Annotated in this window: 22 protein-coding genes; 8 read left to right on the top strand and 14 right to left on the bottom strand. The window is 60.9% G+C overall.

Going from position 1 to position 22573, the window contains the following annotated elements:
* Positions 1-56 precede the first annotated feature (56 nt).
* The 4 genes from raiA to H096_RS14650 are packed head-to-tail and all read left to right on the top strand — an operon-like array spanning position 57 to position 1986.
* Positions 57-362 carry a ribosome-associated translation inhibitor RaiA gene (gene raiA / locus H096_RS14665; RefSeq protein WP_003171804.1) on the top strand — a complete coding sequence of 102 codons (306 nt, stop codon included), beginning with the start codon at positions 57-59 and terminating at the stop codon, positions 360-362.
* Positions 363-372: 10 nt separating this feature from the next.
* Positions 373-837 carry a PTS IIA-like nitrogen regulatory protein PtsN gene (gene ptsN / locus H096_RS14660; protein ID WP_033899368.1) on the top strand — a complete coding sequence of 155 codons (465 nt, stop codon included), beginning with the start codon at positions 373-375 and terminating at the stop codon, positions 835-837.
* Between the two features lie 2 nt (positions 838-839).
* Positions 840-1697 (top strand): RNase adapter RapZ, encoded by an 858-nt coding sequence (rapZ, locus tag H096_RS14655; protein ID WP_028618857.1) that lies wholly within the window; start codon positions 840-842, stop codon positions 1695-1697.
* Positions 1698-1713: 16 nt separating this feature from the next.
* Positions 1714-1986: an HPr family phosphocarrier protein gene (locus H096_RS14650; protein ID WP_016974292.1), complete on the top strand. Its 273-nt coding sequence runs from the start codon at positions 1714-1716 to the stop codon at positions 1984-1986.
* 37 nt (positions 1987-2023) lie between these two features.
* On the opposite strand, the gene H096_RS14645 is transcribed toward H096_RS14650, so the two are convergent.
* From H096_RS14645 to pmbA, 6 genes are all read right to left on the bottom strand, one after another.
* The gene (locus tag H096_RS14645) at positions 2024-2917 is read right to left on the bottom strand and encodes a ZIP family metal transporter (RefSeq protein WP_016976208.1); all 894 of its coding nucleotides are present in this window, start codon (positions 2915-2917) and stop codon (positions 2024-2026) included.
* A gap of 33 nt (positions 2918-2950) precedes the next feature.
* Positions 2951-3562 (bottom strand): superoxide dismutase, encoded by a 612-nt coding sequence (locus H096_RS14640; RefSeq protein WP_033899365.1) that lies wholly within the window; start codon positions 3560-3562, stop codon positions 2951-2953.
* A 1-nt stretch (position 3563) separates the two neighbouring features.
* Positions 3564-3992 (bottom strand): hypothetical protein, encoded by a 429-nt coding sequence (locus H096_RS14635; RefSeq protein WP_016976210.1) that lies wholly within the window; start codon positions 3990-3992, stop codon positions 3564-3566.
* A gap of 27 nt (positions 3993-4019) precedes the next feature.
* Complete coding sequence (locus H096_RS14630) at positions 4020-5396, bottom strand: class II fumarate hydratase (RefSeq protein ID WP_033899358.1); 1377 nt, start codon at positions 5394-5396, stop codon at positions 4020-4022.
* Positions 5389-5784 (bottom strand): hypothetical protein, encoded by a 396-nt coding sequence (locus H096_RS14625; RefSeq protein ID WP_033899355.1) that lies wholly within the window; start codon positions 5782-5784, stop codon positions 5389-5391. The genes H096_RS14630 and H096_RS14625 overlap by 8 nt, the downstream gene beginning before the upstream one ends.
* 150 nt (positions 5785-5934) lie before the next feature.
* Positions 5935-7281 carry a metalloprotease PmbA gene (pmbA, locus tag H096_RS14620; RefSeq protein WP_033899352.1) on the bottom strand — a complete coding sequence of 449 codons (1347 nt, stop codon included), beginning with the start codon at positions 7279-7281 and terminating at the stop codon, positions 5935-5937.
* Between the two features lie 108 nt (positions 7282-7389).
* Between pmbA and yjgA the strand changes: the two genes are divergently transcribed.
* Entirely contained in the window at positions 7390-7911 is a 522-nt protein-coding gene (yjgA, locus tag H096_RS14615) for a ribosome biogenesis factor YjgA (RefSeq protein WP_033899348.1), read from the top strand.
* 47 nt (positions 7912-7958) lie between these two features.
* On the opposite strand, the gene tldD is transcribed toward yjgA, so the two are convergent.
* The 8 genes from tldD to mreB all read right to left on the bottom strand — a co-directional run bounded on the left by tldD (position 7959) and on the right by mreB (position 19149).
* Positions 7959-9401, bottom strand: a complete 1443-nt coding sequence (tldD, locus tag H096_RS14610; RefSeq protein WP_010213129.1) for a metalloprotease TldD — start codon at positions 9399-9401, stop codon at positions 7959-7961.
* 16 nt (positions 9402-9417) lie between these two features.
* Positions 9418-10266, bottom strand: a complete 849-nt coding sequence (locus H096_RS14605) for a carbon-nitrogen hydrolase family protein (RefSeq protein ID WP_033899341.1) — start codon at positions 10264-10266, stop codon at positions 9418-9420.
* 48 nt (positions 10267-10314) lie between these two features.
* Positions 10315-14130 carry a YhdP family protein gene (locus H096_RS14600; protein WP_033899339.1) on the bottom strand — a complete coding sequence of 1272 codons (3816 nt, stop codon included), beginning with the start codon at positions 14128-14130 and terminating at the stop codon, positions 10315-10317.
* A 76-nt stretch (positions 14131-14206) separates the two neighbouring features.
* Positions 14207-15664 (bottom strand): ribonuclease G, encoded by a 1458-nt coding sequence (gene rng, locus H096_RS14595; protein ID WP_010213134.1) that lies wholly within the window; start codon positions 15662-15664, stop codon positions 14207-14209.
* Between the two features lie 70 nt (positions 15665-15734).
* On the bottom strand, positions 15735-16331 hold the full coding sequence (locus H096_RS14590) for a Maf family protein (protein WP_033899337.1): 597 nt from the start codon (positions 16329-16331) through the stop codon (positions 15735-15737).
* Between the two features lie 51 nt (positions 16332-16382).
* A complete protein-coding gene (mreD, locus tag H096_RS14585; RefSeq protein WP_016976217.1) occupies positions 16383-16871 on the bottom strand; it encodes a rod shape-determining protein MreD in 489 nt (162 codons plus the stop codon).
* The gene (mreC, locus tag H096_RS14580; protein WP_080642464.1) at positions 16871-17971 is read right to left on the bottom strand and encodes a rod shape-determining protein MreC; all 1101 of its coding nucleotides are present in this window, start codon (positions 17969-17971) and stop codon (positions 16871-16873) included. The genes mreD and mreC overlap by 1 nt, the downstream gene beginning before the upstream one ends.
* 140 nt (positions 17972-18111) lie before the next feature.
* Positions 18112-19149, bottom strand: a complete 1038-nt coding sequence (gene mreB / locus H096_RS14575) for a rod shape-determining protein MreB (RefSeq protein ID WP_002555108.1) — start codon at positions 19147-19149, stop codon at positions 18112-18114.
* A gap of 210 nt (positions 19150-19359) precedes the next feature.
* Between mreB and gatC the strand changes: the two genes are divergently transcribed.
* From gatC to gatB, 3 genes are read left to right on the top strand one after another with little or no spacing between them, the layout of a single operon-like run.
* On the top strand, positions 19360-19647 hold the full coding sequence (gatC, locus tag H096_RS14570) for an Asp-tRNA(Asn)/Glu-tRNA(Gln) amidotransferase subunit GatC (RefSeq protein WP_010213142.1): 288 nt from the start codon (positions 19360-19362) through the stop codon (positions 19645-19647).
* Between the two features lie 16 nt (positions 19648-19663).
* Entirely contained in the window at positions 19664-21115 is a 1452-nt protein-coding gene (gatA, locus tag H096_RS14565; protein ID WP_033899331.1) for an Asp-tRNA(Asn)/Glu-tRNA(Gln) amidotransferase subunit GatA, read from the top strand.
* Between the two features lie 10 nt (positions 21116-21125).
* Positions 21126-22571, top strand: coding sequence for an Asp-tRNA(Asn)/Glu-tRNA(Gln) amidotransferase subunit GatB (gene gatB, locus H096_RS14560; RefSeq protein WP_033899327.1), 1446 nt, complete (start codon positions 21126-21128; stop codon positions 22569-22571).
* Positions 22572-22573: the final 2 nt, after the last annotated feature.

The following is a 22573-nucleotide window of genomic DNA, read 5'->3' as shown; positions in this document are numbered from 1 at the left end:
CAGTGGTGGGTATTCCTGCCCACCGCTTTATGCACTGGCAACGAAGGAGAAGCTGTATGCAAGTCAACATCAGTGGACACCAGCTGGAAGTCACCAAACCCCTGCGTGAATACACCGAAAGCAAGCTGAACAAGCTGGCAGGGCATTTTGACAAAATCACCAACGTGCAGGTCATCATGGAGGTCGATAAGCTCAAGCAGAAAATCGAGGCCACCCTGCACGTACCGAATGCAAAGCTGGTCGCCAATGCGGAGCATGAAGACATGTACGCGGCGATTGACTCGCTCTACGACAAGCTTGACCGCCAACTCATAAAGCATAAGGAAAAGAATCTGCACCTGATGCAAGGTACAGGTCGTTAACCCTCCCCCCATGATCCGACTTGAAACCATCCTGACCCCCGGCCGTTCCCTCGTGAACTTGCCGGGCGGCAGCAAGAAGAAAGCCCTCGAACAAATTGCCAACCTGATCGCGCGCGAAGTGCCGGATCTGGAGATGCAAGATGTCTTCGACGCGCTGATTGCCCGTGAAAAACTCGGTTCCACCGGTTTTGGCAACGGCATCGCCATTCCTCACTGCCGTCTCAAGGGCTGCGAAACCCCCGTCAGCGCCCTGCTGCACCTGGAAGCCCCCATTGATTTCGATGCGATCGACGGCGCCCCGGTTGACCTGCTGTTCGTTCTGCTGGTCCCGCAAGCCGCCACCGATGCGCACCTGGAACTGCTCCGGCAGATCGCCAGCATGCTCGACCGCAAGGAAGTACGTGACAAACTGCGCAGTGCCAGCAGCAACGAGGCGCTGTATCAGGTTGTCCTGGATGAACAGAACGGGCAGTAACCATGCGTTTGATCATCGTCAGCGGCCGCTCCGGCTCGGGTAAAAGTACCGCCCTCAATGTGCTTGAGGACAACGGTTTCTATTGCATCGACAACCTGCCCGCCGGCCTGCTGCCGGAACTGGCGGAACGCGCGTTGATCCACACCGAACTGGCGCAACCCCTGGTCGCCGTTTCGATTGATGCCCGCAACCTGCCCAGCCACCTTGAGCGATTCCCGCAATTGCTCGAGGAAGTACGGGCCAAGCACATTCATTGCGACGTGCTGTACTTGGACGCCGATGAAGAGACCCTGCTCAAGCGGTTCTCCGAAACCCGCCGGCGTCACCCCCTCAGCAGCCCTCACCGCTCCCTGGCCGAAGCCATCGAAGACGAAACCAAGCTGCTGGGCCCGATCATTGACCTCGCCGACCTCAAGATCAACACCACCAGCCTCAACCTGTACCAGTTGCGTGATGCCATCAAGCTGCGCCTGCTGAACCAGCCGGAGCCGGGTACGGCGTTTCTGGTGGAGTCGTTTGGGTTCAAGCGCGGCATGCCAGTGGACGCCGACCTGGTGTTCGATGTGCGCTGCCTGCCCAACCCTTACTGGAAGCCGGAACTGCGTGAACAGTCGGGGCTGGATCAGCCCGTGGCCGATTACCTGGCCGCGCAACCGGATGTGGAGGAGATGTTCCAGGACATCTCCAGCTACCTGCTCAAATGGCTACCGCGTTTTGCCGCAAGCAACCGCGCCTATGTCACCATTGCCATCGGCTGCACCGGCGGGCACCACCGCTCCGTCTACTTGACCGAGCGCCTGGGCCAGGTGTTGCAACAAACCCTCAAGAACGTCCAGGTCCGCCACCGCGACCTTAGCTGAAAGGAACACCTTCGCGATGCCCGCTCTGGAAATTGAAATCATCAACAAACTGGGCCTGCACGCCCGTGCCTCGGCCAAATTCGTCGGCGTGGCCGGGCAGTTTCCCTGCCAGATCCGCGCCGGTCGCACGCCAGAGTCCATGGTCGACGGTAAAAGCATCATGGCGATGATGATGTTGGCAGCCGGCAAGGGCACCAAGATTCATTTGAAGACAGAAGGTGAGCAGGAAGACGAAGCGATGGCCGCACTGGTAGCGCTGATCAATAACTTCTTTGATGAGGGTGAGTAAGCTCACCCTTTGAGACAGGCGTGAAGCCGCAACGGCTTCACCCCAACGCGGTATCCATCACCATCATCAAGCAGAACCCGATGCACAGCCCCAGGCTGGCGAGTTTTTCGTGGCCATTGCGTCGTGACTCGGGGATCACTTCGTGAGTCACCACCAACAGCATCGCGCCGGCTGCCAGGGCCAGCCCCAGCGGTAAGAGCACCTCGGCCAGGCTCACCAACCAGGCGCAGAGCACAGCAAATACCGGCTCCACCAGACCTGATGCCGCGCCGATCAGGAACGCCTTGACCCGCGACATCCCCGCCCCGGCCAACACCAACGCAATCACCAGCCCTTCGGGCACATCCTGCAAGGCAATGCCCATGGCCAGGCTGTCGGCATCCGGCATGCCACCGCCCGCCGAGACGCCGACCGCCATACCCTCCGGGATGTTGTGGGCGATGATGGCAAACACGAACAGCCAGATACGCGGCGGAATCACCGGTTTTTCCGGCGTGCCCACCAGCATTTCCGGGCTGGCGCCGGAGACCTTGCGATCCACCAGATACAGCCCGAAAGCACCCAACATGATGCCAAAACTGATCAAACCACTGGCGCCCCAGGGCGAAAGGCCCAGGCCTTCAGCCGCGGCAATGCCCGGCACGATCAGCGAAAACGCTGTCGCCGCCAGCATGACTCCAGCCCCAAACCCCAGCAGCGTATCGCTCAACGCCACCGGCATCCGTCGAATGACCAGCACCGGCACCGCACCGAGCGCCGTGCCGAGTGCGCAGATGGATCCGCCCTGCAGGGCGCGCAGAATGCGCGGTTCCAGGTTCAGCCAGGCCAGCCCATGGGCCACCAGCAATGCAGTACCTGCCAACAGCAGCAGCGAGCCAAACGCATAACGAAACATCCGCCCGCTGCTGATCGCCAGTGTTTCAGTGCCCATAGTCGGCCTTAGATCTTGTTATGAAGGTGAATATCAGGCCACGGCGGCCTGATAGCGTGCGGCGACTTCTGGCCAGTTGATAACACTGTAGAAGGCATTGATGTATTCCGGACGGCGGTTCTGGTACAGCAGGTAGTAGGCGTGCTCCCACACGTCCAGACCTAGTATCGGCGTGTTGCCGTTCATCAGCGGGCTGTCCTGGTTACCGCTGCTTTCCACCACCAAGGTCTTTTGCGGGGTGACGCTCAGCCAGGCCCAGCCGCTGCCGAAACGGGTCAACGCGGCCTTGGTGAAAGCCTCCTTGAAGCTGTCGAAGCCGCCCAGTTGTTCGTCGATGGCTTTGCCCAGTACGCCCTCGGGCTTGCCGCCGCCTTTAGGCGACATCACCGCCCAGAACAGCGAGTGGTTGGCATGCCCACCGCCCTGATTGATCACCGCTGCGCGCAGTTTTTCTGGCAGTTGCTGCACGCTGGAGACCAGCTTCTCGACCGGCCAGCCGGCGAACTCGGTGCCCTCGACGGCGGCGTTGAGGTTGTTGATGTAGGTCTGGTGATGCTTGGTGTAGTGGATTTCCATGGTTTGCGCATCGATATGCGGTTCCAGGGCGTCATAGGCGTAAGGCAATGCAGGCAGGGTATAAGTCATATCAATGTGCTCCGTAATGAGGAGTGGCGGGTTGCGCCGCAGCGCCACCCAACAGGCGATGAGTGCGCGGGTACTCGCCGTGATCGCTGATGAAATTCAATAGCTCGACGTAGGTCTTGCTGCTCTGACGCAACGCCGCTTCGCGCAATTGCGGGCTCAGACGCGAGTCCTGCATGGTCTGCAACAAGCGCTGATGGATAGCGCACAGGTACTCAGCGCTCTCCTCCGGCTGGTTCAGGCGCAGGTGCAGGTCCGCCAGGTTGTGATGGGAAATGACGCAAGCCGCCACTGCTTCGTCGGCATCCGCCCAGCGTTCGAACAACACTTGGGCCAGGGCCAGGGCTTGCAAATAGGCCTCGCGAGCGTCAACCAACTCGCCCGCCATAAAGCAGCGATTGGCCCGTTCGATCGTGCGTTTCCAGTGCTCCATGGTGAGCCTCCAAAGCAGGGTCGGTGATTACACACCGCCAGCGGTGAGCTTTTCCGGGTCCAGCAGGATCTCCAGTTGGCTGCGCGGCAAGTCCGTGTGTTCAAGGGCGACGTCAATCACCGGACGGCCTTGTTGATAGGCCTTCTTGGCGATTTCAGCAGCCTTTTGGTAACCGATGATCGGGTTGAGTGCGGTCACCAGGATCGGGTTGCGCGACAGCGCTTCCTTGAGCTTGGCTTCGTTGACCTTGAAGCTGGCGATGGCCTTGTCGGCCAGCAAACGGCTGGAATTGGCCAGCAATTCCAGGCTGCTGAGCAGGTTCTGCGCGATGATCGGCAGCATCACGTTCAGCTCGAAGTCGCCTGACTGACCGGCGACGGTGATCACCGTGTCATTGCCGATGACCTGAGCGGCAACCATTGCCGTGGCTTCCGGAATTACCGGGTTGACCTTGCCGGGCATGATCGAAGAGCCCGGCTGCAAGCCTTCCAGCTCGATTTCACCCAGGCCGGCGAGTGGGCCGGAGTTCATCCAGCGCAGGTCGTTGGCGATTTTCATCAGCGACACGGCGGTGGCTTTCAACTGGCCAGAGACTGCGACGGCTGTGTCCTGCGAGCCAATCAGGGCAAACAGGTTCTTGCCGGGTGTGAATTTCACGCCGGTCAGGCTGCTCAACTGCTGGCTGAACCGTGCAGCGAATTCCGGGTGTGCGTTGATCCCGGTGCCGACTGCCGTACCACCTTGGGCCAGTGCTTGCAGGCTCGGCAGAAGATCTTGCAGGTGACCGATATTGGCCTTGAGCTGCTGCGCCCAACCGTTGAGCACCTGGCTCATGCGTACGGGCATGGCGTCCATCAGGTGCGTACGGCCGGTCTTGATGAACGGGTGAACCTCTTCGGCTTTCCGCTCGATGACCTGTACCAGGTGCAGCAGGGCCGGGAGGGTTTGCTCATGCAGGACCAGCGCGGCACTGACGTGGATCGTGGTCGGGATGATGTCGTTGCTGCTCTGGCCGCAGTTCACGTGGTCGTTGGGGTTGACCGACTCGCCGAGCAAGCGCGTGGCCAGGGTGGCAATCACTTCGTTGGCGTTCATGTTGGAGCTGGTGCCGGAGCCAGTCTGGAAGATATCCACCGGAAAATGCGGCATGAAGTCGCCTTCCAGCAAACCTTGGGCGGCGTCGACGATGGCCTTGCCCTGCCCTTCGCTGATTTGCTTGAGGTCGACGTTGACCTTGGCGGCAGCCGCCTTGGCCAGGATCAGAGCGCGAATGAATTGCGCCGGCATGCGTTGATGACTGATCGGGAAATTGTTCACCGCGCGCTGGGTTTGCGCACCGTACAAGGCCTCGGCAGGTACTTGCAGTTCGCCCATGCTGTCGCGTTCGATACGGGTGTTACTCATCGTTAGATCCTTGCACCAGGTCAGAAACAGAAAGGGAGGGCAGCAATTCGCAGGTCGCCAATCGCCACGCAAAGGACTGCCAGCGCTTGAGGCGGCAGGCGCAGTGGGAGAGTTTTTCCAGGTCGCGCAGAGGGCGCCAGGCCTGGTCCAGGCACAGGGAGCGCCAATGCCAGGGCAGCGCGATGTCGCTGGCGGTATCGAGCAGCAGGCGGAATGAAGTTTCTGCGATCGTCCACGGATGGGTCGCCGTGCAGCACGCTAGGTATCGACCCTCATTGAGGTAATGTTCGATCAGGCGCGGCTCGTTGGGGTCGAGGCCGCAGCGAATCTGGCGACTCATCCAGCGCCAGCTCTCCAAGTAAGGATCCTCATGCAGGACAGAACTCATGATCCACGCTCATTCGGTAATGATATTTATTATTAAATGATATTGAGAATCAAAACAATAGCGGCAGATTGATCCGCTTGCAAAACGCCCACAAAAAAAGGCGCGCCACCTGATAGATGGCGCGCCTTTTTGGCTTACGCGTTAGAGGGATTAGCTGCCGGCGACAGTCATCCGCTCTATCAACACCGAACCTGTGCGAATGTTGCTGCGCAATTCCAGATCATTACCCACGGCGACGATCTGCTTGAACATGTCGCGCATATTGCCGGCGATGGTCACTTCCTGGACGGCAAACTGGATCTCGCCATTTTCCACCCAGAAACCCGCCGCGCCGCGGGAGTAATCACCGGTGACCATGTTCAGGCCATGGCCCATCAGCTCAGTCACCAGCAAGCCGCGCCCCATGCGCCGCAGCAGCGCCGCCTGGTCTTCATCGCCATGGGTAACGAACAGGTTGTGTACACCACCGGAGTTTGCGGTGCTTGGCAGGCCCAGCTTGCGACCGGCGTAGGTGCCCAACACGTAAGACACCAACTCGCCCTTCTCGACGAACGGCTTGGCATAGGTCGCCAAACCATCACCGTCGAACGACGTACTGCCCATGGCGCGCATCAAGTGCGGGCGCTCATCAATGGTCAGCCATTCCGGGAACAGCTTCTGGCCAATCGCCCCCTCCAGGAACGAAGATTTGCGGTACAAGTTGCCACCGGAAATCGCCCCCAGGAAACTGCCAAACAGCCCACCGGCCAGTTCTGCCGAAAACAGCACCGGCACTTCACAGGTCGGTACCGGGCGTGCGCCCAGACGGCTCGCCGCACGCTGCGCGGCGCGCTGGCCAATACTGACCGGGTCCGCCAGCAACTCGCCCTGGCGGTTCACGTCATACCAGTAATCGCGTTGCATCTGGCCATCAGCCTCGGCGATCATCACGCAGCTCAAGCTATGGCGGGTGGACGCATAACCACCGATAAAGCCATGGCTGTTGCCATACACACGGCAACCTTGATGCGTACTCAACGTGGTGCCATCCGCATTCTTGATGCGGGCATCGGCGTCGAACGCGGCGGCTTCGCAGATCAGCGCCTTTTCAATGGCCTGTTCGGGGGTGATGTCCCAGGCGTGAAACAGATCGAAGTCCTTCAGGTCCTTGGCCATCAGCGCCTTGTCGGCCAGGCCCGAGCTTTCGTCCTCGGAGGTGTGCTTGGCGATTGCCAACGCAGCCGCCACCGTCTCGCGAATCGCCTCCGGACCGCTGGCCGAGGTACTGGCCGAACCTTTGCGTTGCCCGACATACAAGGTGATACCAAAACCCTGGTCGCGGTTGAACTCAACGGTTTCCACTTCCCGCTGGCGCACCGACGTCGACAGCCCCTGCTCCAGCGACACCGCCACTTCACAGGCACTGGCCCCCTGGCGCTTGGCCTCGGCAAGGATCTGCTCGACTTGTTCCTGCAGTGCCGGTAACGCTTGCGGACCGACGCTTTGGGCTGCACTCATGGTTTTCTCCACTCAAATTCTGCTTTCGGTTAAGGCCATCGAGCGACCGGGCCGGACAAGCGGCCCCCGACTGGTTATCATGGCGGCGTTTCTTTGCGGACTGCCACCATGGTTGATTCTTACGACGACTCCCTCGATGGGGAGAAAAGCAAAACCCAGGTCAAACGTGAGCTGCATGCTCTGGTTGACCTCGGCGAGCGCCTTACAACGCTCAAAAAAGACTTGATTGCAAAACTGCCACTGACCGACGAAATGCGTCGTGCCCTGGCCGATGCGCCCAAGCACACCGCGAATATCGCGCGTAAACGGCACATCTCGTTTATCGGCAAACTCATGCGCGATCAGGACATCGACGCCATTCTGACCTTGCTCGATCAAACCGATGCCTCGACTCGCCAGTACAACGAACGCTTCCATAACCTGGAACGTTGGCGTGACCGCCTGATCTCGGGCGATGACGCGGTGCTGGAGAAATTCGTGGTGGACTACCCGGACGCGGACCGCCAGCAACTGCGCTCCCTGATCCGTCAGGCCCAGCACGAACTGGCGCATAACAAGGCGCCGGCCACCAGCCGTAAAATCTTCAAGTACATCCGTGAGCTGGACGAGACTCAACGCGGCCTGCGCTGATCCTCTTCCCCGGGTGGCGGTTTTCGCCACCCGAAGCTCCACCTTTCTTACGACCCCGTGCCACCCACGGTGATCGCATCAATCTTCAGCGTTGGCTGGCCGACACCCACCGGTACCGACTGCCCGTCTTTCCCGCAGGTGCCTACGCCACTGTCCAGCGACAGGTCGTTACCGACCATCGACACCTTGCTCATGGCTTCCGGACCGTTACCGATCAACGTCGCACCTTTGACCGGCGCGGTGATCTTGCCGTCTTCGATCAGGTACGCCTCGCTGGTGGAGAACACGAACTTGCCGCTGGTGATATCCACCTGGCCACCACCGAGGTTGGCACAGTAGATACCGCGCTTCACCGAAGCGATGATCTCGGCCGGGTCGCTTTCGCCACCGAGCATGTAGGTGTTGGTCATGCGCGGCATCGGCAGGTGCGCATAGGATTCACGGCGTCCGTTACCGGTGCGCGCCACGCCCATCAGGCGGGCGTTGAGCTTGTCTTGCATGTAGCCCTTGAGCACGCCGTTTTCAATCAGGGTGGTGCACTCGGTCGGGGTGCCTTCGTCGTCGACGCTCAGCGAGCCCCGGCGACCGGCCAGGGTGCCGTCATCGACGATGGTGCAGAGTTTGGACGCAACCATTTCACCCATGCGCCCGCTGTAGGCCGAACTGCCCTTACGGTTGAAGTCACCTTCCAGGCCATGGCCGACCGCTTCGTGCAGCAGCACGCCGGACCAGCCCGAACCCAACACCACCGGTAAAGTGCCGGCCGGCGCTGGAATGGCTTCCAGATTGACCAGCGCCTGGCGCAACGCTTCACGGGCGTACCCCATGGCACGGTCGTCGGTGAGGAAATAACGGTAGTCGGTACGCCCGCCGCCGCCATGACCACCGCGCTCGCGGCGACCGTTCTGTTCGACGATCACACTGACATTGAAACGCACCAACGGGCGTACATCCGCCGCCAGGCCGCCGTCGGTGGAGGCCACCAAAATGCGCTCCCACACACCGGCCATGCTCACGGTGACCTGCTGGATACGCGGGTCCAGCGCACGGGTGGCGGCGTCGATACGCTTGAGCAGCTCGACCTTTTCGGCCCGGCTGATCACTTCCAGAGGGTTATCCGGCGCGTACAACTGCGCCACGTCCTGGGTGCTGAACGCCTGCACCGTGCCATTTTGCCCGGCCCGGGAGATCGAGCGCGCGGCACGCGCCGCCAGGCCCAAGGCCTCCAAGGTGATCGCGTTGCTGTAGGCAAAGCCGGTTTTTTCACCGGATTGCGCGCGCACGCCCACTCCCTGATCGAGGTTGAAACTGCCTTCCTTGACGATGCCGTCTTCCAGGGCCCAGGACTCGGAAATCTGCCCCTGGAAATACAGGTCGGCCGCGTCGATGCCCGGCCCGGCCAGGTCGCCGAGTACGGTTTGCAAGCTTTCGATGGTCACGCCACCGGGTGCCAGGAGGTGATCACTGACTGAGGACAACAACTCGCTCATAGGTATGGCCTTAAATTCATCGTTCCGAAGCAGGTCGCTGTGCGCCCTGCGAGAAAAAGCGCCGATGGTTGACCACCGGCATGCGCGCCCTTATCGACGCTTGTTCAGTGCTATCGCGTGCGGCCAGCAACACCGCTTCGCCTTGATCCTGTTGTGCCAGCACCCGCCCCCAGGGGTCGACAATCGCCGCATGACCATGGGTTTCCCGTGGCCCCGGATGCACACCGCCTTGAGCGGCCGCCAGCAGGTAGCACTGGGTCTCGATGGCGCGTGCGCGAATCAGCACATCCCAGTGCGCCGCGCCGGTCACCGCCGTAAACGCCGACGGCGCGGTAATCAATTCAGCCCCTGCCGCGCGCAACTCGCTGTACAGCTCAGGGAAGCGCAGGTCGTAACACACCGTCAGGCCCAAGCGGCCGACGGGCGTGTCCGCCACCACCACATTGCCTCCGAAAGCATAGTCGTCGGATTCGCGATAACGGCCACGGGCATCGGCGACATCCACATCGAACAGGTGCAACTTGTCGTAACGGGCAACGATTTCACCCTGATCATCGACCAGCAATGAGCAGGCATTGGACTTGGCGTTTGGCTGGTCCTTTGGCGGCAGCGGCAAAGTGCCTGCCACTATCCATAAGGTGAGGTCGCGGGCGGTCTGTTTCAACCACGGCAGGATCGGGCCTTCGCCCAGTGCTTCGGCGCGACCGATGTCGGCCACATCGCGGCGGCCCATGGCGGCGAAGTTTTCCGGCAATACTGCCAGCTTCGCACCGCCCGCGGCCGCTTGCTCCAGCAGACGCCGGGCCTGGGCCAGGTTGGCCAGCACATCGCTTTGGCTGACCATTTGAATTACCGCAAAGGACATGGGCCGTCTCTCCGTCAAGGGCATGCGGCCATGCTACTCCACAGGCCCTCAGTTTGGCTTTTCAAATGGCTTGTCGAAGGTGATTTTCGGGTCCTTCCACGGGCCTTCCACCTTGTATTGCACACTGGCGAAGCGCGCAACACGGTCACCAATCAGCTTGTCGATCAGGAACAACGCACCGCCGATAGCAGGCGCGCCTACGATCAGCGCGGCGATCGGCAGGTTATTGGTCACCGGCAAGGTGACCAGCAGCTTGGCGTCGACACGGTCTGCGACCAGGTCCAGGGTGCCGTTGAGTTCCAGGTTCGTCGAAGGCCCGGTCATGGTGATCGGCTCACGGGTCACGAACACGCCGTTGCTCGCCGCCAGCAACCCTTTGACCCGGTCATAGCTCAAGCCCTTGCCGAGCAAGTCCGAAAAGTCCAGGCGCAGACGGCGCCCAATGGAGTTGAAGTTCAGCAGGCCAAACACCCGCAGCGCCTGGGCGCCACCTTCCACTTCGACGAACTGGCCATTGCGGAACGCTGCATCCAGGCTGCCGGAAAAACGCTTGGGCCCGACATAGGCCGGCGAACCGGGCCAGCGACCATCGACATCCAGGTGAAAATCCTGGCTGGTGACAGTGGGCGCATAACCCCAACCCTTGAGTACATCACCGATATTCTTGCCATCCAGGCGACCCTTGTACCAACTACTGCTGTCGACTGCCGTTCCTTCCCAACCGCCCGCGCCCTTGAGCTGCATGCCCTTGAGGCCGAGGTCCAGGTTATTGAAGGCCAGGCCTTTGGCTGTCGGGCGGATTTTCAGCGACCAGGCGCCTATCAGATCCGGTCCTTGGAACAGTTGATCAATGCCGATATCCAGCGCCGGAATGTCCTTGGGGTCGATGCCCGCCAAGGGGTCCGGCGCGTTTTCGTCAGCCTGCACCGTCGGATCCACCGCCGGCAGCTTCACATATTGCAGGTTGACCGCAATCGGTGCGCCCTTGGCGTCCGGCAGGTTGACCGTGCCCTTGGCCTGCTGACTGTCGAGTTGCAGGCCCCACGCCGCAGGCTTGCGGTCCAGCTGTAGATTGACCTGATCAAACTGGGTGCCGAAACCGGTCAGCTTGCCCACCTTGAAGTCAGCGCCGCTGAGCAACTGCTTGGCGCTGCCGCCCGGATCGTTGCCCGCGTAGCGGTCAACCAACTTCTTCCAGGGATCGATATCGAGTTCAGACAGCACGCCGCGAATGCGCAAGCCCTTCGCCCCAGGCAACACGGCATCGCCATCACCCAGGAAAAGCTCACCGCGCCCTTCATTGAATTTGTCCGGCGGCGCCGCAAAGGTGAAGTTGGCCAGCTCGCCATAGTCGAACCAATAACGACGCTCGGCGCCCTGCAAGGTCATGCGGAACACACTGTCACGTCCCTGGCTGGCGGGCATGCCGAACGGTGCTGGCAGGTCCACGGCAACACCCTTCAGGTTGGAGCTGACCATCAGTTGGCTATCGGCGCCGTCGAGGGTCAGTTGCAGTTGGTAGGGAATATCGCCGGACACCGGCAACGGCTGGCTGATTTTCAACCAGTCCGTCAGCCGCTTGACCGTCACCTGGCCCCTGGCATTCACACGCGTGCTGATATTGCCCGGCTTGCCATCGGCAACGATCTGCGCCGTGATCGGCCGGTCAAACGCCTGGGCCGTGATGTTCTGGCCACTGAGGCCTTTGGCGCTGTCGAAGCGGAAATCGCCCTTGAGCTGAGTGAGGTCCAGAGTCGGCTCGGCCAGTTGCAGGCGCGCTTTATCCGTCTTGAAGTCCACCACGATTTTCGGCTCGGTGCCCTTCGCCAACGGCACATCCAGGTCAAGGCTGCCTTGCAGGTCGCCCTCCCCCTTCCAGCCGGCAAAGGTCGATGCGGTGCCGATCGGCGCTTCCTGGAGGATTTTCAAACCATCGCCCAAACCACCGGCAAACCCGCCGGTCAGCAACAGATGACTGTCCTTGCCCTCCGGCGCGTGGGGGATATTGACGTAGACGTCCCTGACCTTGGTGTCGAGCAACTGGCCCTTGCTGGCCAGGATGCGTACGCCGCTTTCCTCGACAAACACTTCGCCATTGACCTTGCTCACATGCGGCCAGCCCGGCTGGAACGCCAGTTCGGCGTCATGCACCTTGAAGAACAGACTGATATTGCGAGAGGCCGGCAGTGCGTCGTGGTTCAGCGAACCCTGGTACTGGAAGAAGCCCTGGTCCACCGCGCCCTTGAGAATCGCCGTGCGCAGCCACTCATCCAACGCAGGACTTAACACCGCCGGCAGGTATTTGGGGGTGAATCGCCCATCGCCATCGACCATGCCGACCCGTAGGTCCATATAGTCTTCCTGGTTGTGGTCAAAGTGCAGGCGAATCAAGAAATCCGCAGCGACTTTGCCCTCCTCACCCAACACCTTGATGTAGGGCGCGATCAGGGTGAAGCCTTCCTTGTCGAGCTTCCATGTCAGGCGTGCGTTGGCCTGGATGTACTGCCACGGCTTGGCAAAGATCGGGTCGAGGTGCAGGGAAAAGTCCTTGCTGTCCATGCGCAACTCGCCGTGCCCCAGGTCACCGCTGATGCTGCCGGACACGTTGCGCGCGGCCGGCGCGCCAAAGTAGGCATCAAAACCGATGCGCTCGAGGTTGGCGGCGAAGCTGACTTTTTGATCGGTGGTGTCTTGAGGGCGAAAATCCACCAGCACATTACGCAGCAGGCCCGTGGCCTTGAGGTGCTGAATGGTCTTGGCAAAACCTTCCGGCAGCGGCGCCAGGGCATTGAGCAGTGGCGTGATCGGCGTCAGGTCCAGGCGGTCGGCCTGGAGCTTCCAGACTTCCTGATCCTTGTCGGTGGCCAGGGCTTGCTGAAGTTGCAGGCGCGACTCCCAGCGGGTTTCCCCCAGGTTCATCGCTAGCGAGTCGAACAGCACCTTGAGACCGCTATCGCTGCGTTGCAGGTAGGCGGTGAGCGCCAGATTCTCGATATGCACAGGTTTGCGATCGGCGTAGCTGCCTTTTACCTGCGGCGAGTTGAGGCGCACTACTGCGCTCTGCACAGTACCTTTGGCCCAGGTCAGCCAGAATTCACCGCCGGCCTTGAATTGGCTGAGCTTCCATTGCTGGGTCAGCTTGGCCGGAATCCACTTGGCCCAGTCGCTTTGCGGCAGGCTCAGGTAAGCCTGGACCTCGCCGTCCTTCCACTGGCTGGCGCGGATACGCGTGCGCAGGCTCACCGCCAAGGGCTGGCCGTCGGGCAGGGTCAGACGCGCATCCAGGCGTTGGCGGGTGACGCCGGTGTGCAGGCTCAGGCCTACATACGTCAGGGTCACAGGCGCTTGGTCAAACGGCTGCAAGGTCACTTGGCTGTCGAGCAGCGACACGCGCTTGACCTTTTGCATGTTCTTGAGCAGTTGCTCAGGGTCGACGGGTTGGTCGTCCTGCACAGGGAGGCCTTGCAAGGCCCATTTGCCGTCCTTGTCTTCCTTGACGCTGAGCTGCAAGCCACTGACCTGCAGATGAGCAATACGCACTTCGCGGGCCATCAGGCTGGCCCACATGTCCGGCACCACTTCGACCTGGTCCAGGCGCAAGGCACTGCTGCCCTCGCCTACCATCACATCATGGGCCCGCAATACCGGCGCGAAGCCGCTCCAGCGGCCCTCAAGACTGCCAATGTGCAACGGCATGTCCACCGCAGCCTGGGCCTTGGCTTCAATCTCCGCACGGTACTCGGCCACCAGTGGCGTCAACTCTCGACCCAGGCTCACATACACTGCTGCCAATACCAGCAGCAAGGCACAGAGGCCCAGGCCCCAACGGGTCAAAGCGGCAAAAAAGCGTATCAGACGCTCCATGTCAGGCGACCCTCAAGGCAGTAGTCGGACGGCAGATCAAAGCCTGCCTGTCTCATAAAAGGTAAGCGAATGGGGATCAGAGCAGCACCACGTCGTATTGTTCCTGGGAATACATGGTTTCGACCTGGAAGCGTATCGTGCGCCCGATAAACCCCTCCAGTTCGGCAACGTTACCGGATTCTTCGTCCAGCAGCCGGTCGACCACTTTCTGGTTGGCGAGCACTCTGTAACCCTCGGCCTGGTAGGCTCGCGCCTCTCGCAGGATTTCGCGGAAAATCTCGTAGCAAACGGTTTCCGGGGTCTTCAATTTACCGCGGCCCTGGCAACTGCTGCACGGCTCGCACAGCACCTGCTCCAGGCTTTCGCGGGTGCGCTTGCGCGTCATCTGTACAAGGCCCAGCTCGGTGATGCCAATGATGTTGGTCTTGGCGTGGTCGCGCTCCAGCTGTTTCTCCAGGGTACGCAGCACCTGGCGCTGGTGTTCTTCATCTTCCATGTCGATGAAGTCGATGATGATGATGCCGCCCAGGTTACGCAGGCGCAGTTGGCGCGCGATCGCGGTGGCCGCTTCGAGGTTGGTCTTGAAGATGGTTTCTTCGAGGTTGCGATGGCCGACGAACGCGCCGGTGTTGACGTCGATGGTGGTCATGGCTTCCGCCGGGTCCACCACCAGGTAGCCACCGGACTTGAGCGGCACCTTGCGTTCCAGGGCTTTCTGGATTTCGTCTTCGACGCCATACAGGTCGAAGATCGGTCGCTCGCCGGGATAGTGTTCCAGGCGGTCGGCAATTTCCGGCATCAACTCGGCAACAAACTGCGTGGTGCGCTGGAAGGTTTCCCGCGAGTCGATGCGAATTTTCTCAATCTTCGGGCTGACCAGGTCGCGCAGCGTGCGCAGGGCCAGGCCGAGGTCTTCATAGATCACGCTGGGCGCGCCGATGGTCTTGATCTGGGCACCGATCTGATCCCACAGGCGCCGCAGGTAGCGGATGTCCATGAGGATCTCATCGGCACCGGCGCCTTCTGCGGCAGTGCGCAGGATAAAACCGCCCGCCTCCTTGATACCTTCGGCCGCCACGCAGTCGCTGACCACCTTTTTCAGGCGCTCGCGCTCGGCTTCGTCTTCGATCTTCAGGGAAATGCCAACATGGGCAGTGCGTGGCATGTACACCAGGTAACGCGACGGAATCGACAGTTGCGTGGTCAGGCGCGCGCCTTTGGAGCCGATGGGGTCCTTGGTGACTTGCACCACCAGGCTCTGCCCTTCGTGTACCAGGGCGCTGATGCTTTCTACCGCTGGCCCTTCGCGCAGGGAAATTTCCGAAGCATGGATAAACGCGGCACGGTCCAGGCCGATGTCGACGAAGGCCGCCTGCATGCCTGGCAAAACCCGCACCACCTTGCCTTTGTAGATATTGCCGACGATCCCACGCTTCTGGGTGCGCTCCACGTGCACCTCTTGCAGAACACCGTTCTCTACCACCGCCACGCGCGATTCCATCGGCGTGATATTGATCAGAATCTCTTCACTCATGGCTGGGTCTCGTTCAGGCGTTTTCACAATAGTGACCGATCGCTTAAGGCTGGGCGCTGGAGTACGGCGTTCAGCGCGCGGTAAGGTTTTGCCAACAGGGTATGCCGAATTGGCCGAGCAGTTGCGCGGTTTCGCACACCGGCAGGCCTACCACGGCGGAATAACTGCCATTGAGCCCTGCGACGAACACCGAGCCCAACCCTTGGATAGCATAGCCGCCCGCTTTGTCCTGGGGCTCGCCACTGTGCCAGTAGGTGGTTGCTTCCTCGACGGAAATCTCGCGAAACCGTACACGACTGCTTACACAAACAGTCTCGCAGCGCTGGCCATCGGTGAGGGCAATGGCAGTGAGTACTTCATGCTCACGCCCCGCCAGCGCCATCAACATGGCCAGGGCATCGGCCTGATCGACGGGCTTACCGAGGATTTTTCCATCGACGATTACGGCGGTATCGGCACCCAACACACAGGCGTCGTAGGTGTTTTCGAGCACAGCCAGACCCGCCGTCGCCTTGCCACGCGCAAGGCGCTCGACGTAGGAAACGGCGGATTCGCTTGTAAGAGGAGTTTCATCGATAGCGGCACTGACCACGGTGAAAGGCACACCGATCTGGGTCAGCAGTTCACGCCGCCTCGGGGAGCCCGAGGCCAGGTAAAGCGAATTCATTGCAGACTCTCCCTGTAGGGTTCGATAACCAGGCAGAGCCTCGCAATCCATTCAATTGATTTTATAGCGACGACGCAATCCACGCAGACCGAAGCTGATCCATGGCCACAGCAAGGCACTGACCAACGCCGGCAATACCAGTGCCAGGGTTGGCTGGCGGTTACCGGTCAACGCACTCAGCCATAGCTGAACCAACTGCGCCAGGCCGAAGATCACAAGGATCACCAGGCATTGCTGCCACATCGGGAACATGCGCAGGCGTTGTTGCAACGACAGCACCAGGAAGGTGATCAGCGTCAGGATCAACGCGTTCTGACCCAGCAAGGTGCCATAGAGCACATCCTCCGCCAAGCCCAGGAACATCGCTGTGACCATGCCGACTTTGTGCGGCAGGTTCAGCGACCAGAACGCCAGCAACAGCGCCAGCCAAAGCGGGCGCAGAATTTCCATGAACTGCGGCAAGGGCGAAACGCTCAGCAGCATACCGATAGCAAAGGTGAGCCAGACGATCCAGCCGTTGCGCGAATGAGTACTGGCCATTATTCCTCCCTCTGCCGCGTGGTTGCCGGAGCAGTTGCCGGTGGCTTGGCAGCCGGGGTCGCGGCCGGTGGTTTAGTCACGGCGGGCTTGGCGGGGCGCGTGTTGTGAGCGGCCGGCTTGACCGGGGTGGCGACGGGCGCTGCCGGAGCCGCCGTCGGTGCAGGCGGCCCGACGAATGCCGGCTTGGGCACAGTCGCCGGAACAATCGGCGCTGTACCGTTTTGCTTGTCTTCCGCTTCCTGGGCCTGCGCGGCGTCGTTGGCGCGCTCTTCCGGCGTACGGTTGTCGCTGAACACCAGCAGCAGGTAGCGACTGCGGTTCAACGCAGCCGTCGGCACGGCACGCACAATGGCGAACGGCTGACCGGAATCGTGGATCACTTCCTTCACCGTCGCCACCGGGTAACCCGCCGGGAAACGCTGACCCAGGCCGGAGCTGACCAGCAGGTCGCCTTCCTTGATGTCAGCGGTGTCCGCCACATGGCGCAATTCCAGGCGCTCCGGGTTACCGGTGCCGCTGGCAATTGCGCGCAGGCCGTTGCGGTTCACCTGCACCGGAATGCTGTGGGTGGTGTCCGTCAGCAACAACACCCGCGAGGTGTAGGGCATCAGCTCAACCACCTGGCCCATCAGGCCACGGGCGTCGAGCACCGGCTGGCCCAGGACCACACCGTCGCGCTCACCCTTGTTGATGATGATGCGATGGGTGAAGGGGTTGGGGTCCATGCCGATCAACTCGGCCACTTCGACCTTTTCATTGACCAGCGCAGAAGAGTTGAGCAACTCGCGCAGCCGAACGTTCTGCTCGGTGAGGGCCGCGAGCTTTTGCATGCGCCCCTGCAACAGCAGGTTTTCGGTCTTGAGTTTTTCGTTTTCGGCGACCAGTTCGGTGCGGCTGCCAAATTGGCTGGCCACGCCCTGGTACAGACGTTGCGGCAGGTCGGTGATCCAGTATGTCTGCATCAACACCAGCGACATCTGGCTGCGCACGGGCTTGAGCAGTGCAAAGCGGGCATCGACCACCATCAGCGCGACCGAAAGCACGACCAGCACCAACAGGCGCACGCCCAATGAGGGGCCTTTGGCGAAAAGCGGTTTAATAAGCCGCTCCTCCCAGGCAAATGTTCTCTTTATTCATACGGCATCTAACCGGCCTGGATGCAGATTGAAGAAGATAAACGCCAACAGGCAGCACTGCAAAGTGCTGCCTGCGGGCGAAACATGGGCTAATCAGCAAATGCTTATTCGCTGGAAAGCAGGTCCATGGTGTGTTTATCCATCATTTCCAGTGCACGACCACCGCCACGGGCAACGCAAGTCAGCGGGTCTTCGGCGACGATCACCGGCAGGCCAGTCTCTTGGGCCAGCAGCTTGTCGAGGTCGCGCAGCAAGGCGCCACCACCGGTGAGCACCAGGCCACGCTCGGCGATGTCGGAAGCCAGTTCCGGCGGCGATTGCTCCAGGGCGCTTTTCACCGCCTGAACGATGGTAGCCAGGGACTCTTGCAGAGCTTCCAGCACTTCATTGGAGTTCAGGGTGAAGGCACGTGGAACGCCTTCGGCCAGGTTGCGACCGCGCACGTCAACTTCGCGCACTTCGCCGCCTGGGTAGGCAGTGCCGATTTCCTGCTTGATACGCTCAGCGGTGGACTCACCAATCAGGCTGCCGTAGTTACGACGTACATAAGTGATGATCGCTTCGTCGAAGCGGTCGCCGCCGACGCGGACGGATTCGGCATACACCACGCCGTTCAGGGAGATCAGGGCGATTTCAGTGGTACCACCACCGATATCCACCACCATCGAGCCGCGTGCTTCTTCAACCGGCAGGCCGGCACCGATCGCAGCAGCCATCGGCTCTTCGATCAGGAACACTTCACGGGCACCGGCACCAAGGGCCGATTCACGGATGGCACGACGCTCAACCTGGGTGGACTTGCACGGAACGCAGATCAGCACACGAGGGCTGGGCTGCAGGAAACTGTTTTCGTGAACCTTGTTGATGAAGTACTGCAGCATCTTCTCGCAGACGCTGAAGTCGGCGATCACGCCGTCTTTCATCGGACGGATGGCGGCAATATTGCCCGGTGTACGGCCGAGCATGCGCTTGGCCTCGGTGCCGACGGCAACGACACTTTTCTGGTTACCGTGCGTCCGAATAGCCACAACCGATGGCTCATTCAGGACGATACCGCGCTCGCGCACGTAAATAAGGGTGTTGGCAGTGCCCAGGTCAATGGAAAGATCGCTGGAAAACATGCCACGCAGTTTCTTGAACATGGGAAAGGGACCCTAGGCAACGCGTGGGTAAAAAAGTGCGGCAAACTCTAACAACGACAGGGATTTTGGGCAAGGCGCCAATGTGCTAAATTGGCCGACTTTCTGTGCACCTAACCCCACAATCGCGGCCGTAAGACCGTAGAAATGCGGTAGTGTTCCGACAATCTAACACACGGACAGCCTCCGTTCTGTTTTCCACTGGAGATTCCCATGACGCTTGAACGCTCCGACGTGGAAAAAATCGCGCACCTGGCCTCGCTGGGCCTCAATGATGCCGATCTTCCACAGACCACCGCAGCCCTGAACAGCATTCTCGGGCTGGTCGACCAAATGCAGGCCGTGAATACCGACGGTATCGAGCCCCTGGCTCACCCGCTGGAAGCCAGCCAGCGCCTGCGTGCAGACGTCGTGACCGAGAGTAATAATCGCGAGGCCTACCAGTCCATCGCGCCAGCGGTCGAAAACGGCCTGTACCTGGTTCCGAAAGTCATCGACTAAAGGGAAAGAGCCTGCAATGCATCACATGACTCTGGCCGAGATCGCCCGCGGTCTCGCCGACAAAAAGTTTTCTTCCGAAGAGCTGACCAAGACCCTGCTGGCGCGCATCGCCGAGCACGATCCAAAGGTCAACAGCTTCATCAGCCTCACCGAAGAGCTGGCCCTGAGCCAGGCCAAGGCCGCCGACGCACGTCGCGCCAACGGTGAAAATGGCGCGCTGCTGGGCGCTCCAATCGCCCACAAAGACCTGTTCTGCACCCAGGGCATTCGCACCAGCTGCGGCTCGAAGATGCTCGACAACTTTAAAGCACCCTACGACGCCACCGTGGTGTCCAAGCTGGCCGCCGCCGGGGCCGTGACCCTGGGCAAGACCAACATGGACGAATTCGCCATGGGTTCGGCCAACGAGTCGAGCTACTACGGCGCGGTGAAAAACCCGTGGAACCTGGAGCACGTGCCCGGCGGTTCGTCGGGTGGTTCGGCGGCCGCGGTTGCCGCGCGCTTCCTGCCGGCGGCTACGGCCACCGACACGGGCGGTTCGATCCGCCAGCCAGCAGCCTTCACCAACCTCACCGGCCTGAAGCCGACCTACGGTCGCGTTTCCCGTTGGGGCATGATCGCCTACGCCTCCAGCCTCGATCAGGGTGGCCCTTTGGCGCGCACCGCCGAAGACTGCGCAATTTTGTTACAAGGCATGGCAGGCTTCGATAAACAGGACTCCACCAGCATCGATGAGCCCGTGCCGGATTACAGCGCCAGCCTGAACACCTCGCTCAAGGGCCTGCGCATCGGCGTGCCGAAGGAATACTTCAGTGCCGGTCTCGACCCGCGCATTGCTGAGCTGGTGCACAACAGCGTCAAGACGCTGGAAAGCCTCGGTGCCGTGATCAAGGAAATCAGCCTGCCGAACAACCAGCACGCGATTCCTGCGTACTACGTGATCGCACCGGCAGAAGCTTCCTCGAACCTGTCGCGTTTCGACGGCGTGCGTTTCGGCTACCGCTGCGAAAACCCGAAAGACCTCACCGACCTTTATAAGCGCTCTCGTGGCGAAGGCTTCGGTGCCGAAGTCCAACGCCGGATCATGGTCGGTGCCTACGCCCTGTCGGCCGGCTACTACGACGCTTACTACCTCAAGGCGCAGAAGATCCGTCGCCTGGTGAAGAACGACTTCATGGCCGCCTTTGAACAGGTCGACGTGATCCTCGGCCCAACCACGCCGAACCCGGCCTGGAAGCTCGGCGCCAAGAACGGCGACCCGGTGGCTGCGTACCTCGAAGACCTGTACACCATCACCGCCAACCTCGCGGGCCTGCCGGGCTTGTCCATGCCAGCCGGTTTCGTCGATGGCCTGCCGGTCGGCGTGCAATTGCTCGCCCCGTATTTCCAGGAAGGCCGCCTGCTCAATGTGGCGCACCAGTACCAGTTGAACACCGACTGGCACACTCGCACCCCTACCGGCTTCTGAGGAGAACACTATGCAATGGGAAGTTGTGATCGGGCTGGAGATTCATACCCAGCTCGCCACCCAATCGAAGATTTTCTCCGGTAGCGCCACCACGTTTGGCTCCGAGCCCAACACCCAGGCCAGCCTGGTCGACCTGGGCATGCCCGGCGTTTTGCCAGTGCTGAACCAGGAAGCGGTGCGCATGGCGGTGATGTTCGGCCTGGCGATTGACGCCGAGATCGGCCAGCACAACGTGTTCGCGCGCAAGAACTACTTCTACCCGGACCTGCCCAAGGGCTACCAGATCAGCCAGATGGAACTGCCGATCGTCGGCAAGGGCCACCTGGACATCCCCCTGGAAGACGGCACCATCAAGCGCGTCGGCGTGACCCGTGCGCACCTTGAAGAAGACGCCGGCAAGAGCCTGCACGAAGAATTCCCAGGCGCCACCGGTATCGACTTGAACCGCGCCGGTACACCGCTGCTGGAAATCGTCTCCGAGCCGGACATGCGCAGCGCCAAGGAAGCCGTGGCCTACGTCAAGACCATCCACGCGCTGGTGCGTTACCTGGGCATTTGCGACGGCAACATGGCCGAAGGCTCGCTGCGTTGCGACTGCAACGTGTCGATCCGTCCAAAGGGCCAAGCCGAGTACGGCACTCGCTGCGAGATCAAGAACGTCAACTCGTTCCGCTTCATCGAGAAGGCGATCAACAGCGAAGTACGCCGCCAGATCGAGCTGATCGAAGACGGCGGCAAGGTCATCCAGCAAACGCGCCTGTACGACCCGAACAAAGACGAAACCCGCGCCATGCGCAGCAAAGAGGAAGCCAACGACTACCGTTACTTCCCCGACCCGGACTTGTTGCCGGTGGTCATCGAGGACTCGTTCCTCAATGACGTGCGCGCCACCCTGCCGGAACTGCCGCAGCAGAAACGCGAGCGCTTCCAGGCGCAGTTCGGCCTGTCGGTCTACGATGCCAGCGTCTTGGCCTCCAGCCGTGAACAAGCCAACTACTTCGAAAAAGTCGTGAGCATTGCCGGCGACGCCAAACTGGCGGCCAACTGGGTGATGGTTGAGCTGGGCAGCCTGTTGAACAAACAGGGCCTGGAAATCGACGAAGCCCCGGTCACCGCAGAGCAATTGGGCGGCATGCTGTTGCGCATCAAGGACAACACCATCTCCGGCAAGATCGCCAAGACCGTGTTCGAAGCCATGGCCGCAGGCGAAGGCAGCGCGGACGAGATCATCGAGCAGCGTGGCCTCAAGCAAGTCACCGACAGCGGCGCAATTTCGGCCGTATTGGATGAAATGCTCGCAGCCAACGCCGAGCAGGTCGAGCAATACCGTGCGGCAGACGAGGCCAAGCGCGGCAAGATGTTCGGCTTCTTTGTGGGTCAGGCGATGAAAGCCTCCAAGGGCAAGGCCAACCCGCAACAGGTGAACGAATTGCTGAAAAGCAAGCTCGAAGGCTGACC

The sequence above is a fragment of the Pseudomonas sp. FH1 genome (assembly GCF_000510895.2).
GTDB lineage: Bacteria > Pseudomonadota > Gammaproteobacteria > Pseudomonadales > Pseudomonadaceae > Aquipseudomonas > Aquipseudomonas azotoformans_A.
The sequence above is the reverse complement of the archived record's forward strand: the minus strand, read 5'-3'. Positions and strand labels throughout refer to the sequence as shown.

Bases quoted from the DNA above. Each gene is read 5' to 3' on its own strand.
- raiA (WP_003171804.1), top strand. From the start codon at position 57: ATGCAAGTCAACATCAGTGGACACCAGCTGGAAGTCACCAAACCCCTG.
- ptsN (WP_033899368.1), top strand. From the start codon at position 373: ATGATCCGACTTGAAACCATCCTGACCCCCGGCCGTTCCCTCGTGAAC.
- rapZ (WP_028618857.1), top strand. From the start codon at position 840: ATGCGTTTGATCATCGTCAGCGGCCGCTCCGGCTCGGGTAAAAGTACC.
- H096_RS14650 (WP_016974292.1), top strand. From the start codon at position 1,714: ATGCCCGCTCTGGAAATTGAAATCATCAACAAACTGGGCCTGCACGCC.
- H096_RS14645 (WP_016976208.1), bottom strand. From the start codon at position 2,917: ATGGGCACTGAAACACTGGCGATCAGCAGCGGGCGGATGTTTCGTTAT.
- H096_RS14640 (WP_033899365.1), bottom strand. From the start codon at position 3,562: ATGACTTATACCCTGCCTGCATTGCCTTACGCCTATGACGCCCTGGAA.
- H096_RS14635 (WP_016976210.1), bottom strand. From the start codon at position 3,992: ATGGAGCACTGGAAACGCACGATCGAACGGGCCAATCGCTGCTTTATG.
- H096_RS14630 (WP_033899358.1), bottom strand. From the start codon at position 5,396: ATGAGTAACACCCGTATCGAACGCGACAGCATGGGCGAACTGCAAGTA.
- H096_RS14625 (WP_033899355.1), bottom strand. From the start codon at position 5,784: ATGAGTTCTGTCCTGCATGAGGATCCTTACTTGGAGAGCTGGCGCTGG.
- pmbA (WP_033899352.1), bottom strand. From the start codon at position 7,281: ATGAGTGCAGCCCAAAGCGTCGGTCCGCAAGCGTTACCGGCACTGCAG.
- yjgA (WP_033899348.1), top strand. From the start codon at position 7,390: ATGGTTGATTCTTACGACGACTCCCTCGATGGGGAGAAAAGCAAAACC.
- tldD (WP_010213129.1), bottom strand. From the start codon at position 9,401: ATGAGCGAGTTGTTGTCCTCAGTCAGTGATCACCTCCTGGCACCCGGT.
- H096_RS14605 (WP_033899341.1), bottom strand. From the start codon at position 10,266: ATGTCCTTTGCGGTAATTCAAATGGTCAGCCAAAGCGATGTGCTGGCC.
- H096_RS14600 (WP_033899339.1), bottom strand. From the start codon at position 14,130: ATGGAGCGTCTGATACGCTTTTTTGCCGCTTTGACCCGTTGGGGCCTG.
- rng (WP_010213134.1), bottom strand. From the start codon at position 15,664: ATGAGTGAAGAGATTCTGATCAATATCACGCCGATGGAATCGCGCGTG.
- H096_RS14590 (WP_033899337.1), bottom strand. From the start codon at position 16,331: ATGAATTCGCTTTACCTGGCCTCGGGCTCCCCGAGGCGGCGTGAACTG.
- mreD (WP_016976217.1), bottom strand. From the start codon at position 16,871: ATGGCCAGTACTCATTCGCGCAACGGCTGGATCGTCTGGCTCACCTTT.
- mreB (WP_002555108.1), bottom strand. From the start codon at position 19,149: ATGTTCAAGAAACTGCGTGGCATGTTTTCCAGCGATCTTTCCATTGAC.
- gatC (WP_010213142.1), top strand. From the start codon at position 19,360: ATGACGCTTGAACGCTCCGACGTGGAAAAAATCGCGCACCTGGCCTCG.
- gatA (WP_033899331.1), top strand. From the start codon at position 19,664: ATGCATCACATGACTCTGGCCGAGATCGCCCGCGGTCTCGCCGACAAA.
- gatB (WP_033899327.1), top strand. From the start codon at position 21,126: ATGCAATGGGAAGTTGTGATCGGGCTGGAGATTCATACCCAGCTCGCC.